The organism is Streptomyces sp. NPDC001816 (assembly GCF_042892235.1).
GTDB lineage: Bacteria > Actinomycetota > Actinomycetes > Streptomycetales > Streptomycetaceae > Streptomyces.
On sequence record NZ_JBIATY010000003.1, the window covers coordinates 943,533 to 958,706 of the forward strand.

The 15,174-nt window shown below is 70.6% G+C and carries 9 protein-coding genes; 5 read left to right on the forward strand and 4 right to left on the reverse strand.

The window, feature by feature from the left end:
* Position 1 precedes the first annotated feature (1 nt).
* A complete protein-coding gene (locus ACFYZZ_RS15395; protein WP_389175660.1) occupies positions 2 to 946 on the forward strand; it encodes an ADP-ribosylglycohydrolase family protein in 945 nt (314 codons plus the stop codon).
* 24 nt (positions 947 to 970) lie between these two features.
* Here the strand turns inward: ACFYZZ_RS15395 and ACFYZZ_RS15400 are convergent, their stop codons facing one another.
* A complete protein-coding gene (locus tag ACFYZZ_RS15400) occupies positions 971 to 1,597 on the reverse strand; it encodes a TetR/AcrR family transcriptional regulator (RefSeq protein WP_389175661.1) in 627 nt (208 codons plus the stop codon).
* A 201-nt stretch (positions 1,598 to 1,798) separates the two neighbouring features.
* Between ACFYZZ_RS15400 and ACFYZZ_RS15405 the strand changes: the two genes are divergently transcribed.
* The 4 genes from ACFYZZ_RS15405 to ACFYZZ_RS15420 all read left to right on the forward strand — a co-directional run bounded on the left by ACFYZZ_RS15405 (position 1,799) and on the right by ACFYZZ_RS15420 (position 7,527).
* Positions 1,799 to 2,713, forward strand: a complete 915-nt coding sequence (locus tag ACFYZZ_RS15405; protein WP_389175663.1) for an ABC transporter permease — start codon at positions 1,799 to 1,801, stop codon at positions 2,711 to 2,713.
* On the forward strand, positions 2,706 to 3,569 hold the full coding sequence (locus ACFYZZ_RS15410) for an ABC transporter ATP-binding protein (RefSeq protein WP_389175665.1): 864 nt from the start codon (positions 2,706 to 2,708) through the stop codon (positions 3,567 to 3,569). The genes ACFYZZ_RS15405 and ACFYZZ_RS15410 overlap by 8 nt, the downstream gene beginning before the upstream one ends.
* 101 nt (positions 3,570 to 3,670) lie before the next feature.
* Positions 3,671 to 5,866 carry a CDP-glycerol glycerophosphotransferase family protein gene (locus tag ACFYZZ_RS15415; protein ID WP_389175667.1) on the forward strand — a complete coding sequence of 732 codons (2,196 nt, stop codon included), beginning with the start codon at positions 3,671 to 3,673 and terminating at the stop codon, positions 5,864 to 5,866.
* Entirely contained in the window at positions 5,863 to 7,527 is a 1,665-nt protein-coding gene (locus ACFYZZ_RS15420) for a glycosyltransferase family 2 protein (protein ID WP_389175669.1), read from the forward strand. The genes ACFYZZ_RS15415 and ACFYZZ_RS15420 overlap by 4 nt, the downstream gene beginning before the upstream one ends.
* 186 nt (positions 7,528 to 7,713) lie before the next feature.
* On the opposite strand, the gene ACFYZZ_RS15425 is transcribed toward ACFYZZ_RS15420, so the two are convergent.
* From ACFYZZ_RS15425 to ACFYZZ_RS15435, 3 genes are all read right to left on the reverse strand, one after another.
* The gene (locus ACFYZZ_RS15425; protein ID WP_389175671.1) at positions 7,714 to 9,192 is read right to left on the reverse strand and encodes a hypothetical protein; all 1,479 of its coding nucleotides are present in this window, start codon (positions 9,190 to 9,192) and stop codon (positions 7,714 to 7,716) included.
* Positions 9,170 to 9,646 carry a GtrA family protein gene (locus tag ACFYZZ_RS15430; RefSeq protein ID WP_389175673.1) on the reverse strand — a complete coding sequence of 159 codons (477 nt, stop codon included), beginning with the start codon at positions 9,644 to 9,646 and terminating at the stop codon, positions 9,170 to 9,172. Before ACFYZZ_RS15430 ends, ACFYZZ_RS15425 begins: the two co-directional genes overlap by 23 nt.
* A gap of 130 nt (positions 9,647 to 9,776) precedes the next feature.
* Entirely contained in the window at positions 9,777 to 14,738 is a 4,962-nt protein-coding gene (locus ACFYZZ_RS15435) for an NAD-glutamate dehydrogenase (RefSeq protein ID WP_389175675.1), read from the reverse strand.
* Between the last annotated feature and the right edge of the window lie 436 nt (positions 14,739 to 15,174).

The window sequence follows — 15,174 nt, forward strand, 5'->3', positions numbered from 1 at the left end:
GGTGACCGCCCCCTCGCGCACCGAACGCACCGAACGCGCCCTCGGCGCCCTGCTCGGCTCCGCCGTGGGCGACGCCCTCGGAGCGCCCTTCGAGTTCGGCCCCGAAGGCGCCTTCTCGGCCCGTTTCCCGCACCCCGGACACGGCGGCGAGCTGTGCGGGGGCGGCGGCTGGGACCCCGGCGAGGCGACCGACGACACGCAGATGGCCGTGCTGACCGCCGAATCGCTGCTGGAGCGCGGGGGCCTGGACCTCCCGGACGTGTTCCGGCGCTTCCAGCGCTGGGCGGCCGCCGACCCGAAGGACATCGGCCTCCAGACGGAGGCGGTGCTGACGAGCGGCGATCCCTGGGACACGGCCGCGGCCCTGCACTTCCAGGTCAGCCAACGGGCTGCCGGAAACGGATCGTTGATGCGGGCGGCCCCTTCGGCGATCCACTTCGCCCGCTACGGCCGCGAGGCCATCATGGAAGCCGCCCGCCGCCTCTCCGCCCTCACCCACGGCGATCGGGCCGCCTGGGAGGGCACGGCCGTCCTGCACGAGCTGATCCGCGTCGCCCTGACCGGAGAGGATCCGCTCACCGCCGTACCGGACACCCTGGCGGCGCTCCACCCCGACCACCGAGCCCGATACGCGACCGTCCTCTCCCCCGACTGGCACCCCGACCAGGCCACGGAGTTCAACGGCGCGGTCTGGCCCTGCCTCGGCTCAGCGGTCTGGGCCCTGCGCACCACGACCACCTACGAGGAGGCGGTCCGCACGGCCATCGATCTAGGCGGCGACACGGACACGGTGGCGGCGGTCACCGGGGCCCTGGCGGGAGCGGTGTACGGAATCGACGCGGTGCCGAAACGCTGGACGGAGCTGCTGCACGTACCGCTGCCGGGGTTCGGTGACCGGGTACTGCGGGCACGGGAACTGGCTGACCTGGCCCAGCGGTTGGCATAGCCGGCAGCCTGCGGTCGTTTGAGGTCACAGCGCCCTGAGCGCCCCCGCCGTAGCCCGCGCCAGGTTCTCCAGATAGCCCTTCGGCAGTCTCGGGGAGCGGATCACCACCGAGCGCCAGTACAGGGGGCCGGAGATCAGGTCCAGGGCGAGGTCGGGGTCGAGCCCGGTCCGGAGTTCTCCTCGGGCCTCCGCCGCCGCCACGATCTTGCTGGCGACCCCGTCCTGGCCGTCCCGCAGCGCCTTCTGCATGGCTTCCGCGATCTCGGGGTTGCGGGCCGCCTCCGCCTGGAGGTCGGGGATGATCTGCGAGGCGACGGGGTGGCGCAGGGCGCGGGACGTCACTTCGTACAGAAGTCGCAGGTCGCCCTCCAGGGAGCCCGTGTCGGGGACCGGCAGGCCCAGTACCGCCATCGCCGACACCACGTCCAGCACCAGGTGCAGCTTGGAGCGCCAGCGGCGGTACACCGCCGTCTTGCCGACGCCGGCCCGCCGCGCGATGCCCTCGATGGACATCCGGGCGTATCCGACCGCCGCGAGTTCCTCGAAGACCGCCGCGCGGATGGCCTCGGTCACGTCCTCCCGGAGCACGGCAGCCCCGGCGGGTGTCCGGCGGCGCACGCGCTTCGGGGCCTCGTCGGCGTTCGTCGTCATGCGAACCAGCATAGGGCGTTACGACGAAACGGTTGCGTTCCGACGGTCGATGGTTCTAGGCTCACGTTGCGACGATACGGTCCCGTCCCGACGTAAGAGAACGTGAAGAGAAGCGTAAGGAAACGGCGGATGGCGGACGAGGACCACTCAGGCCCGGCGGCAGCCGGACGCACCCCCCTCCCCCGAGCGAAAGCAGCGGATGTGAGCCAGGTCCTCCACACACCGCCCCCCACCCAGGTCCCGGCCGACGACGACCTCTCGGCGCTGGCAGCCCGGCACGGCCTCTCGGTCAGCGGTGCCCGCCCCACCCTGCCGGAGTACGTGCGCCAGCTGTGGGACCGGCGCCACTTCATCACCGCCTTCGCCACCGCCAAGCTCACCGCCCAGTACAGCCAGGCGAAGCTCGGCCAGGTCTGGCAGGTCATGACCCCGCTGCTGAACGCGGCGGTCTACTACTTCATCTTCGGCGTGCTGCTCGGCACCAAGCACAACGTGCCCGACTACGTGCCGTTCCTGGTCACGGGCGTGTTCATCTGGACGTTCACACAGAGCTCGATCATGGCGGGCACCCGCGCGATCGCCGGCAACCTCGGCCTGGTCCGCGCCCTGCACTTCCCGCGCGCCGCCCTGCCGATCTCCTTCGCGCTCCAGCAGCTCCAGCAACTGCTGTTCTCGATGGCCGCGCTGATCGTCATCCTGCTCTGCTTCGGCATCCCCGTCGCCGTCTCCTGGGTGCTCGCGATCCCCGTGCTGGTGCTGCAGTTCACGTTCAACGCGGGCATGTCGATGATCATGGCCCGGGCGGGCGCCAAGACCCCGGACATCGCCCAGCTGATGCCGTTCGTGCTGCGCACCTGGATGTACGTGTCCGGCGTGATGTGGAGCATCGACAAGCTCACCAAGAAGGACCACCTGCCGCACATCGTCACGGTCCTGCTGGAGACGAACCCGGCCGCCGTCTACATCGACCTGATGCGGTACGCGCTGATCGACAGCTTCCACGCGCACCAGCTGCCCCCGCACGTGTGGGCCATCGCCCTGTTCTGGGCCCTGCTCGCCGGCGGCGGAGGCTTCATCTACTTCTGGAAGGCTGAGGAGACGTACGGCCGTGGCTGAGCAGACCGCAGAGAACATCCCCACCGTCGTCGCCGACCGCGTCGACATCGTCTACCGGGTCAACGGCACCGGCGCGGGCCGCGGCACCGCCACCGCCGCCCTCAACCGCATCCTGCGCCGCAAGCAGGCCGAGAAGGCGGCCGGCGTACGCCGGGTGCACGCGGTGAAGAAGGTGTCGTTCGTCGCCTACAAGGGCGAGGCGATCGGACTGATCGGCACGAACGGCTCCGGCAAGTCCACGCTGCTCAAGGCCGTCGCCGGGCTTCTCCCGGTGGAGAACGGCCATATCTACACCAACGGCCAGCCCTCCCTGCTGGGCGTCAACGCGGCCCTGATGAACGACCTCACCGGCGAACGCAACGTCCACCTCGGCGGTCTCGCCATGGGCATGTCCCGTGAGCAGGTCAAGGAGCGCTACGAGGACATCGTCGAGTTCTCCGGGATCAACGAGAAGGGCGACTTCATCACGCTGCCCATGCGGACGTACTCCTCCGGCATGGCCGCCCGCCTGCGCTTCTCCATCGCCGCCGCCAAGGACCACGACGTCCTGCTGATCGACGAGGCCCTCGCGACCGGCGACCGCTCCTTCCAGAAGCGCTCCGAGCAGCGGATCCGCGAGCTGCGCCGGCATGCGGGAACGGTCTTCCTGGTCAGCCACAACAACAAGTCGATCCGCGACACCTGCGAGCGGGTCCTGTGGCTGGAGCGCGGCGAGCTGCGCATGGACGGCCCGACCGAGGACGTCATGAAGGAGTACGAGGCCTTCACCGGCGACAAGAGCGACAAGGCGAAGAAGCCGGCACCGAAGAAGGCGGCACCGAAACCCGAGGCCCCCAAGGTCCCTCTTCCTTCGTGAGCCTTGTTCTTACCTCAGGCGTGGTTATCCCTTTCATCCCTCTAGTGACAGTATGTTATGAAAGGTGCCCCTGAGACGACGAGCCGAAGGAGTCCCCTGCGATGCCCCAACTCAGCGTCATCGTCTACGGGCCGAACGCCCAGGGGCATCTGACCGAACTGCTCGACTCGCTGGAAGCCCGCCCGCTCCCGGACGCCGAGGTGATCGTCGCCGCGGTCGGCGACTGGGCGCGGGAGACGGCCGAGGGCCACGCTCCCGAGACGGTCGTGGTGCCCCTGCCTGAAGGCACCGGTGACGCGGCGGCCCGGACGGCGGGCGCGGCGCGGGCGTCCGGCCGCTGGCTGCACTTCGTGCACGCGAAGGACGGCCTGCCGGCCGGCGCGCCCCGGCTGATCGCCGAGCGGACCGCCGAGCTGGACGATGCGGTGGACGTCCTCCTCCTCGACCACGTCAGCACCACCTGGCAGACCGCCGCCGCCCCCTCCCGCGACGGCCGCCTCCTCGCCGGCGCCGGCCGCGCCGACCTCGCCCTGGACGACGCGGCCGACCTGCTGCGCCTCACCCCGCTGCTCGGCACCCGCGCCCTGCGCACCGCGTTCTGGCGAGCGCACGAGGAGCAGCTCACCACCGACGACGAGCCGTACGCCGCCCACGCGGCCCTGCTGCACGCCGGCCGCGTCGCCTGTCTGAACCAGGCGGCGTACGAGAACCGCGTGCTGCGCCCCGAGAGCCTGCCGCCCCTCACCCCCGAGGACCGCTTCGCGCTCATCGACCGCTACGAGTCCCTGCTCCCGCTCGCCCGGGACCGCCGCGCCGCCCGCACGGTCCTGTACGACCTGATGGTCCGCGACCTGGTGCGCACCTTCGCCGGCGAGAACCTGCCCGACGCGGTGGCCCGCGAGTTCTTCCGCCGGGCCTCCCTGGCGGCGGTCCGCTGGCGCCCCGAGGGCCACCAGCGCCCGGCCGGCATCGAGGGCGTCCGGCACGCCCTGCTGGAAGAGGGCGCCTACACCAAGTACCGCGCCTTCCAGGCCGCCAACCGCACCCGCCGCGCCGCCAGGAAGGCCGTACGAAGCCGTAAGCGCCAGGTGGGCGCGAAACTCCGCGACCAGCAGTACCGCAGGGCGCTCAGCCGCCCGATCGACCCCGACCTGGCCGTGTTCGCGGCCTACTGGGAGCGCGGGGTCTCCTGCAACCCGGCCGCCATCGCCGCCAAGCTCGCCGAACTCGCCCCGCACATCCACAGGGTGTGGGTGGTCAACAAGGAGAACGTGGCCCTGCTGCCGCCCGGCACGGACCACGTGATCCCCGGCACCCGCCGTTACTGGGAGACCCTGGCCACCGCCAAGTACCTGACCAACAACGTCAACTTCCCCAACGCGGTGGTCAAACGCCCCGGCGCGATCCACCTCCAGACCCACCACGGCACCCCGCTCAAGCGCATGGGCCTGGACCAGATGGAACACCCGGCCGCCGCCAAGGGCCTGGACTTCGCCGCACTGCTGGCCCGTATCGACAAGTGGGACTACAGCGTCAGCGCCAACAGCCACTCCACCCGCATGTGGGAGCGCGCCTACCCGGCCCGCTTCACCTCCCTGGACTACGGCTATCCGCGCAACGACGTCTTCTACACCGCCACGGCCGCCGACGTCCGCGCCGCCCGCGAACGCCTCGGCATCGCCCCCGGCAGGACAGCCGTCCTCTACGCCCCCACCCACCGCGACTACGAGGCCGGCTTCACCCCGCGCCTCGACCTCGCCGCGCTCGCCGACCGCCTCGGCGAGGACACGGTCCTCCTGGTCCGCGCCCACTACTTCTACGGCGGCACCGCCTCCCCGCTGACCGGCCTGCGCCGCTCCGGCCGGATCATCGACGTGTCCTCCTACGACCCCGTCGAGGAGCTGTGCCTGGCGGCCGACGCGCTGGTCACGGACTACTCGTCGATCATGTTCGACTACGCCAACCTGGACCGCCCGATCGTCGTCTACGCCGACGACTGGGAGACGTACCGGACCACCCGGGGCGTCTACTTCGACCTGATGGCCGAGGCGCCCGGCCGGGTCGCCCGCACCCAGGAGGAACTCGCGGAGATCTTCCTCTCGGGCGCCTGGCGCGACGAGGGCGCGGCGAAGGCGCGGGCCGCGTTCCGCCGCCGGTTCTGCGAGTACGACGACGGGCGCGCCGCCGAACGGGTCGTACGCCGGGTCTTCCTCGGCGAACCCGAGGATGCGCTGCCCCCGGTGATCCCGCTCGACGAACGCACCCCCGCCCCGACCCCCGAGGAGGCCACGGCATGACGACCCCCGACGTCACGGTGACGGTCATCGTCTACAACGACGCCGCCCGTCTCCCCCGGGCGGTCGCATCGCTTCGCGCCCAGACCCACGCCAACATCGAGATCGTCATCAGCGACGACCACTCCACCGACGAGACGCCTTCGGTGGCCCGGGAGCTGGCGGCCCAGGACCACCGCATCCGCTACCTGCGCCTGCCGGAGAACAGCGGCGGCTGCAGCGCCCCGCGCAACCGGGCCGTCGAGATCGCCCGGGCGCCGTACCTGATGTTCCTCGACAGCGACGACGAACTCCCGCCGCGCGCGGTCGAGTTGCTGCTCGCCGCGCACCGGGAGCGGGAGGTGGACTTCACGATGGGTGCGGTCCGCCGGGTCCGGGTGGACAACGGGCGCCGTACGACCTGGATGCCCCACCTGGTCGCCGAGCACCGCACCGTGGAGGGCATCGGGTCCGACCCCCGACTGCTGTTCGAGCACCTGTCCACCAGCAAGATGTACGCCCGCGCGTTCCTGGACCGCCACCGGCTCCGCTTCCCCGAGGGCATCCACTACGAGGACCAGCTGTTCTCGGCGCAGGCGTACTGCCTGGCGAAGGCGTTCACGATCATCCCGGACCCGGTGTACGTCTGGTACATCGAGCCGTTCGCGGCCGCCGCGTCGGCGTCCATCTCCAACCAGCGGCACAAGATCTCCAACGTCGCCGACCGAGTGCACGTACAGCGCCTGATCGACGACTTCCTGGTGGAGAGCGGACACGCGGTGCTTCGGGAGGACAAGGACTACAAGTTCCTCAAGCACGACTTCCGGATGTACGCGGGCGACCTACCCTACCGGGACGCCGAGTGGCTGGAGTCCTTCGCCGAGATCATGAACCCGTACCTGGACACGCTGGCCGAGGGCGCCTTCGCCCGGCTGCCCCGCCCGGAACGGGTGGTCCTCCAACTCCTGCGCGACGGCCGCCTGTCCGACGCCCAGCAGGCGGCGCGGGGCCTGGGCAACGGCGTGGCACCGAGGCACGTCACCGCCGACGACGCCGGCACCACGTACTGGGGCGACACCGTCCCCACCTCGGACCGGGCCCGCCGCGAACTGGACGTCTCCGACCTGGAGCTGGACACCCGCCCCTTCCCCAGCGCCCACTTCCGCCACGAGATCACCGAACTCACCCCGGGCCCCGGCGCGTCTCTCGTTCTCGCGATCCGCACCTACGACCCCGGCCTGCGACTCCCGGTGGGACCGCAACGCGCGAGTCTGGTGCTGGCCCCCGGCCGACGCCGCACGACGGTCCCGTTCCGCCTGGACCCGGTCCGCCCGGGCATCTTCGAGGGCCGCGTCCGCCTGGACCTGTCGACGGCACAGCTCCCTGTGCAGGGTTTCGCCGGAGTACGCCACCCGCTGCTCCGCCTCGAACAACAGGGCCTGGCCCACTCGGGCCTCCTCCTGGCCCCCCTGGACTTCCCCGCCGTCAGTGCCCGCATCGACTACCGCTCCGGCGCCACCCCGCACAACGTCACCATCGAACCGGAGGGCCGCAACCCCGGCCGCCTCCAGATCCGCTGGCACCCGGTGGGAGTCACGGCTCGCGTCATCCGCCCGATGGTGAAGAAGATGGCCCGCCCAAAGGTCAAGAACGCCATCCGCATCGCGGCGAGTGTGCTGAGGTAGCTGAGCAGCTGCGTAGCTGCTCAGCTGCGGGCAGTCGTGCCGCCGGGGCGGCGCCCACCCAGCAGCGGCCGCCGTACAACCTGCGTAGCTGCGGGCATTCGTGCCGCTAGGGGCGGCACGGGTGGGCGCAGCGGCACCCGGCCAGCGCCGGTGAGCGGACCCACCGCCGCCCAGCTACAGCACCGGTCAGCCCGCGACTTGGTACAGCACCTGCCCACCCGGCCCGGTAGCCACCTGCCGCAACCACGGCTCCGCAGCCCCCTTGCCGCCCACGACCCACCGCACCCCGTACTCCCGCACTATGTCCCGCCGCACATCACCAGACGTACCCGCCGCGAAATACCGCGCCACCGCCGCATCCCGCCTCCCCGCATCCGGCAGGAACACATCGGGATACCCAGGAGCCACGGTGTACGGCCCGTAAGCGGGAATCTGCCGGGCCGGAAACGTACGAGCCATGACCACGTCCCCGTACTTCACCCAGGGCGTGATCCACTGATACCCCACCCACGGCGTCCGGTACTTCGCCGCGACCGCACCGGGCAGCGCATCCCGCCCGACGACATACCCGAGAGTCCCCGCCTGCGCCCACGCCCCCACAACGAGCGCGACACCGAGCACACACGCCCACCCCAATCGCATGGCCCGCTTCCCCGCCGACACGACCTCCAGTGCGGCCGCCAGCTGAGCCGGGATCAGTACGGCCGGCAGGGCGCGGCCCCACGAGTAGTGCCCGGTCAGCCCGCCCGCGGCGAACACCAGCACACCGAGGACGAAGAAGAGGACGAGGGGATCCCAGGGGTCCCGCCGCGCGCGCAGGCCCAGCGCCACGACCCCCAGCAGCACCAGCCCGAACCGCCCGGCCAGGTGGTCGTACAGCGGCCGGTGGATCGCCTCGAGGTCCGCGCCGGCGGAGAAGAGCGAGAAGAAGTCGTAGTACGGCCAGAGCCACAGCAGCACGATGCCGAGGGCCAGAGCGGCACCGAGCCGCAGCAGCACCGAACGGCCCGGCCGTGCCGCGATCACCATCGCCAGCGCGCCCAGCGACGCCACCACCCCGGTGAACTGGTGGCACAGCAGGATCAGCCCCCACAGCAGACCCAGCCCGAGCCACACGGGCCAGCGGGTCTCGGCGCGCAGCGCCCGGGTGAGCCAGGCCCAGAAGTGGAAGGACAGGCCGAGTGCGAACACGCTGGGGTACGACACCGTCAGCGCGAGCGAGTTGAGGCCGAGGAAGCCGCTCCAGTTGAAGAGGAGGGGGCCCCAGAGGAAGACCAGGCTCAGGATCGCGAGGGCGGGCGCCGCACGGTGGGTGCTGAGCGTGCGGACGTACCGCCACACCCCGGTGACCAGCAGCCCGAACCCGACGACCGCGCCGATCCGCAGTACGTCGAACACCGACAGGCTGGTGATCCTGGCGAGGCAGCCCAGCAGCAGCATCCAGGGCGAGTAGTAGGGGCTCGGCGTGTCGGCGTCGACCAGCGGATTCCCGGGGTTCAGCAGGCTGTGCCGCAGCCGCTGCACGGTGGCCGCGTGCATACCGAGGTCGCCCGCCCAGGGCAGACGGACGATCACCAGGAGCATCAGCACCAGTACCAGCGCGGCGGCGGCCTGCGGCAGCGCCCGTACCGCGCTCGCGGTGCTAGACGGCGACGCCGCGCGCATCCTGCTGGAACACCCAGGTGCGGTAGACAAGGAAACGGAAGGCGGACGCGAGCACGATCGACAGCGCCTTCGCCGCATTCGATTCGAACGCGCTCTGCATTCCGAGCCCGTGATAACCGGCCCAGAACAGGCCGCTTTCCATCACCACACCGAGACCGCTGAAGACGAAGAACAGGACGATCTGGCGGTGGGTGCGCGAGGCCCGGTCGCGATAGGCGTAATAGCGGAAGCCCAGGTAATTGGTCGCCATCGCGATACAGCTGGCCAGGACCGTCGCGGTCATCGCCTGCCAACGCAGGCCGTGCAGCAGCAGGTTGAACACCAGGAAATTGACGAGGACACCGCTGCCGCCGACGATCCCGAATTTCACGACTTCCAGCACGACGCGCGTGACGGGCCGGGCCGGAGCCGGCGCGGTCGCCACCGGGCGGGTCTCGGTGAGGTTCACTGTCACAGCCCAGACCCTATCCGAAACGTACCGTTTAGCAGGAAACGGTAAATTCACCGCACGTTTTTGCCTAAGGGTCGGCAAGAAGAGAGCGCCCCGGGCCTCACCGGCCCGGGGCGCTCTCATCGCCGTACGGCTACGAATGCGTGCGCAGCAGCGTCCGCATCGTCCGCATCGCCACCGACAGGTTGGCGAGGTCGAAGGATTCCGAACCGCGGATCTCCTCCAGGGTGGACCGCGCCCGGCCCAGGATCGCCGAGTTCTTCTGCTCCCAGGCCTGGTAGCGCTGCTCCGGGCTCGCGGAGCCGTTGCCGGCCGCGAGGACGTCCGCCGTGAGCGCCGAGTGGGCCGCGTACAGGTCCTCGCGGATGGAGGCGCGGGCCATCGACTGCCAGCGGTCGGCGCGAGGCAGCTCGATGATGCGGTCCATCAGCTGCGTGATGCTGAGCCGGTCGGCGAGGTCGTAGTAGACCTCGGCGACGTCCAGCGGCTCCTTGCCCGTGCGGTCGGCCACCGAGACGATGTCCAGCGCCGGGAAGGCGGAGGAGAACCCGGCCACGCGGGTGGCCAGCTCGTCCGGGACACCGGCCGCGGACAGCTCGTCGTACACGTGCTCGTACCACTCCAGGTCCGCGCCGCGCAGCAGCTTGGGCAGCTCCTGCCAGACCTGCTCGACCCGCTCGCTGAAGAACTCGATGGTCTCCGCGAGCTGCAGCGGCTGCGGCCGGTTGTTCAGCAGCCAGCGCGTGCCGCGCTCGACCAGGCGGCGCGAGTGCAGCCGGATCCGGGTCTGGACGGTCGCGTCGACCTTGTTGTCCAGCTCCTCCACCGCGTCCCACACCGGCGCCGAGCGGAAGATCACGCGGGCCGCGGTCTGGGCACGGACGATCTCCTCCAGCGAGGCACCCGTCTCCTCGCGCAGGCGGTGCAGGTACGTCGTACCGCCCGTGTTGACCGTGTCGTTGACCAGCACGGTCGTGGTGATCTCGCGGCGCAGCGGGTGGCTGTCGACCGCGTCCGGGAACCGCTCGCGCAGCGCCGTCGGGAAGTAGGCGTGCAGCAGGGTGCGCAGGTACGGGTCGTCCGGCAGCGAGGTGTGCAGCAGCTCGTCGGCGACCGTGATCTTCGTGTACGCCAGCAGGACGGCCGTCTCCGGACCCGTCAGGCCCTGGGCCTGGCCGAGGCGCTCGCGGATCTGCCGGTCGGTGGGCAGGAACTCCAGCGCCCGGTCGAGGTCGCCCTCGCGGACCAGGTGGCGGATGAACCGCTGCTGCGCGTGCAGCATGTCCTTGGACTGGGCGAGGGCGTTGGCGAGCGCCGTGTTCTGCGCGTAGTTGTTGCGCAGCACCAGGGCGCCGACCTCGTCGGTCATCTCGGCGAGCAGCTTGTTGCGCTGCTTGACGGTCATGTCGCCGTCCGCGACCAGGCCGTTCAGCAGAATCTTGATGTTCACCTCGTGGTCGGAGGTGTCCACACCGGCGCTGTTGTCGATCGCGTCGGTGTTGATCCGGCCGCCGTGCAGCGCGAACTCGATGCGGCCGAGCTGGGTCAGGCCCAGGTTGCCGCCCTCGCCGACGACCTTGACGCGCAGGTCGCCGCCGTCGACGCGGATGGCGTCATTGGCCTTGTCGCCGACGTCGGCGTTGGACTCCGCGGACGACTTCACGTACGTGCCGATGCCGCCGTTCCACAGCAGGTCCACCGGCGCGCGCAGGATCGCCTTCATCAGGTCGGCCGGGGTCATCTTGGAGATCTTCTCCTCGATGCCCAGGGCCTCACGGATGTGCGCGTTGAGCGGGATCGCCTTGGCGGTACGCGGGAAGATCCCGCCGCCCGCCGACAGCAGCTCGGTGTTGTAGTCCTCCCAGCTGGAGCGGGGCAGCTCGAACAGACGGCGGCGCTCGGCGTACGAGGTGGCCGCGTCCGGGGTCGGGTCGATGAAGATGTGCCGGTGGTCGAAGGCGGCGACCAGGCGGATGTGCTCGCTCAGCAGCATGCCGTTGCCGAACACGTCACCGGACATGTCACCGATGCCGACGACCGTGAAGTCCTCGGTCTGCGTGTCCACGCCCAGCTCGCGGAAGTGCCGCTTCACGGACTCCCAGGCGCCGCGCGCGGTGATGCCCATGCCCTTGTGGTCGTAGCCGGCGGAGCCGCCGGAGGCGAAGGCGTCGCCGAGCCAGAAGTTGTACTTCTCGGCAACCCCGTTGGCGATGTCGGAGAACGTCGCCGTGCCCTTGTCGGCCGCGACCACCAGGTAGGTGTCGTCGCCGTCGTGCCGGACCACGTCCTGCGGCGGCACGACCTCGCCGGCCACCATGTTGTCGGTGATGTCGAGCAGCGCCGAGATGAACGTCTTGTAGCTGGCGATGCCCTCGGCCAGCCAGGCGTCCCGGTCGACGGACGGGTCCGGCAGCTGCTTGGCGACGAAGCCGCCCTTGGCGCCGACCGGCACGATGACGGTGTTCTTCACCATCTGCGCCTTGACCAGGCCGAGGATCTCGGTACGGAAGTCCTCACGGCGGTCCGACCAGCGCAGACCGCCTCGGGCGACCTTGCCGAAGCGCAGGTGCACGCCCTCGACGCGCGGCGAGTACACCCAGATCTCGTACGCCGGGCGCGGCGCGGGCAGGTCCGGGATGGCCTGCGGGTCGAACTTCATGGACACGTACTCGTGCGGCCTGCCGCCGAGCGCCTCCTGGAAGAAGTTCGTGCGCAGGGTCGCCTTGATGACGGTCAGGAACGAGCGCAGGATGCGGTCCTCGTCCAGGCTCGCCACCTGGTCCAGGGCCGCCTCCAGCTCCTCCAGCAGGGCGTCCACGATCTCCAGGCCGGCCTTCTGCCGGTCCGGGGACATCCGCGCCTCGAACAGGGAGACGAGGAGCCGGGTGGTGTGGACGTTGTTGCGGAGGGTGTCCTCCATGTAGTCCTGGCTGAAGGTGGAGCCGGCCTGCCGCAGGTACTTGGCGTACGCGCGCAGCACCGTCGCCTGCCGCCAGTTCAGCCCGGCGCTCAGCACGAGGGCGTTGAAGCCGTCGTTCTCCGCCTGACCGGTCCAGGTCGCGGCGAACGCCTCCTGGAACCGCTCACGGCCGTCGTCGCCGAGGTAGTCGGCGGACGTGCCGCCCAGCGCCTTGGGCAGGCGCAGGCCGAAGTCGTAGATCCAGGCGACGGTGCGGTCCGCGCAGCGCAGCTCGTAGGGCCGCTCGTCCACGACCTCGACGCCGAGCCGGTTGAGGACCGGCAGCACGGCGGACAGGGAGACCGCGTCGCCCTTGCGGTAGATCTTGAAGCGGCGCTCACCGGGGGCGGCACCCACCGGCTCGTACAGGCTGAGCGAGAAGTCGTTGCCCTTCTCCTCGGTGAGCCGCTCCAGGTGGACCAGGTCGGCGACCGCCGCACGCGGGGTGTGGTCGGCCTTGTAGCCCTCGGGGAAGGAGTTGCCGCCGTAGTAGCGGCGCAGCAGCTCGGCCGCGCGCTCCTCGCCGCACTCGGCGTTCAGCGCCTCGGCGAACCCGTCCGCCCAGGAGCGGGCGGCCTCGACCAGGCGGGCCTCGATGCGGTCCTTGTCGGCTTCCGACAGCTCGGGCAGCTCGGTGCCCGGCGGGACCCGGACGACGAAGTGCAGCCGGGAAAGGATCGACTCGGTGTTCCAGGCGGTGAAGTCGACGCTGATGCCGCCGAGCTCCTCCTTCAGGATGTCGATGATCCGCAGCCGGACGCCGGTGGTGTAGCGGTCGCGCGGGAGGTACACGAGGGCCGAGTAGTAGCGGCCGTACTCGTCCTGGCGCAGGTACAGCCGCAGCCGGCGGCGCTCCTGGAGGTACAGGACGCTCGTCGCGATGGCCTGCAGCTCGGCGGCGGGGGTCTGGAACAGCTCGTCGCGCGGGTAGGTCTCCAGGATCTGGAGCAGGTCGCGGCCGTCGTGGCTCTCGGGCAGGAAGCCGGCGCGCTGCAGGACCTCGTCGACCTTGCGCCGGATGACCGGGACCCGGCGGACGGACTCGGTGTAGGCGGCGGAGGAGAACAGGCCGAGGAAGCGGCGCTCGCCGATGACGTTGCCGTCCGTGTCGAACTTCTTCACGCCGACGTAGTCCAGGTACGACGGCCGGTGCACGGTGGCCCGGCTGTTCGCCTTGGTCAGCACCAGCTGCTTGTGCTCGCGGGCCTTGGCCCGGGCGTCGGCCGGCAGCCGCTCGAAGGAGGGGCTGACCGGGTGCTGGTCGTCCTCGGCATGGTGCGGGTCGGAGCGCAGGATGCCGAGGCCGGTGCCGGGCACGGCGGCGAGGGTGTCGTCGTCGCGCAGCTCGTACTCGCGGTAGCCGAGGAAGGTGAAGTGGTCGGCGGACAGCCAGCGCAGCAGCTCGCGGGCCTCCTCGACCTCGGGCGCGGGAAGGTCGCCCGGGTGGGGCTCGCTCTCCAGCTCGTCGGCGATCCGGACCGCCGCGTCCCGCATCTTCTCCCAGTCCTCGACGGCCTCGCGGACGTCGGACAGGATGCGCAGCAGGTCGGCGGTGATCTGCTTCAGATCGGCGCGGTCGGTCTCGCGGTCGGTCTCGACGTGGATCCAGGACTCGACGTGCGCGTCGTGCGGAAGGTCGCCGGCGGCGGTGGACGCGGTGGGCAGCACCTCGATGAGCTTGCCGGTGAGGTCGCGCCGGACGACGATCTGCGGGTGGATGACGACGTGGATGCCGCGTCCCTGCCGGGTCAGCTCATTGGTGACCGAGTCGACGAGGAAGGGCATGTCGTCGGTGACGACCTCCACGACGGTGTGGCTGCAGGTCCACCCGTTCTCCTCAACGGTCGGGGTGTGCACCCGGACGTTCGCGGTGCCCTGCGGGCGGTTCTCGGCCAGCCGGTAGTGGGAGACCGCGGCGCCGAAGACGTCGACCGGGTCGCGGTCCGAAAGGTCTTCCGGGGCGGTGTGCAGGTAGTAGCGCTGGAGGAACGCGAGCACGGACTCGGTGTCGGGAGTGCCGGCGGTTCCCTCGCCCGTCGTCCCGGTCGGTAGGTGCCCCCCGACCGGGCTGTTCTCAGCTACCCGGGCGGCCCGTTCGAGCAGCTCGGCCTTGGCTTCGTCCAGCTTGGTCTGCATTGTCCTCTGGCTCCTGTCGCGCGCCGTTGCGTGACGTAGAAGGAAAAACGGTTTCTTCCCCTCCGGCTCGACGCCACGGCCCGGGGTTTCCGGACCGATCCGACGCTATGCCGCGAGGTGAGATGAGCGGGGGGCATTCGGCCATTGTTGGCGCGCCCGTCAGATGTGACGCTGCTCTCGGCACCGCCGTTTCCGGGGCCGTCATCGGCGTCGTGGGGGCTTCGGCGCCCCCGTCCCGCCCGCGAGGACCAGCGACCGCCGCCCGGTCACGGAGGTGTTCCGTGCAACCCGGGCGCAGGGCAGGAGCAGGTTCGCCCCCGCGAGATATCGCGCTGATCACGCCACAAGGCTATCGCTCCTTACCCGGGCCCCGTCATGAGCCGTATGTGTACAAAACAGGGGGCCGAAGTTTGACGTTCTGCACAGGGGCGGGGCG

Bases quoted from the DNA above. Each gene is read 5' to 3' on its own strand.
- ACFYZZ_RS15415 (WP_389175667.1), top strand. From the start codon at position 3,671: ATGCCCCAACTCAGCGTCATCGTCTACGGGCCGAACGCCCAGGGGCAT.
- ACFYZZ_RS15400 (WP_389175661.1), bottom strand. From the start codon at position 1,597: ATGACGACGAACGCCGACGAGGCCCCGAAGCGCGTGCGCCGCCGGACA.
- ACFYZZ_RS15420 (WP_389175669.1), top strand. From the start codon at position 5,863: ATGACGACCCCCGACGTCACGGTGACGGTCATCGTCTACAACGACGCC.
- ACFYZZ_RS15425 (WP_389175671.1), bottom strand. From the start codon at position 9,192: ATGCGCGCGGCGTCGCCGTCTAGCACCGCGAGCGCGGTACGGGCGCTG.
- ACFYZZ_RS15435 (WP_389175675.1), bottom strand. From the start codon at position 14,738: ATGCAGACCAAGCTGGACGAAGCCAAGGCCGAGCTGCTCGAACGGGCC.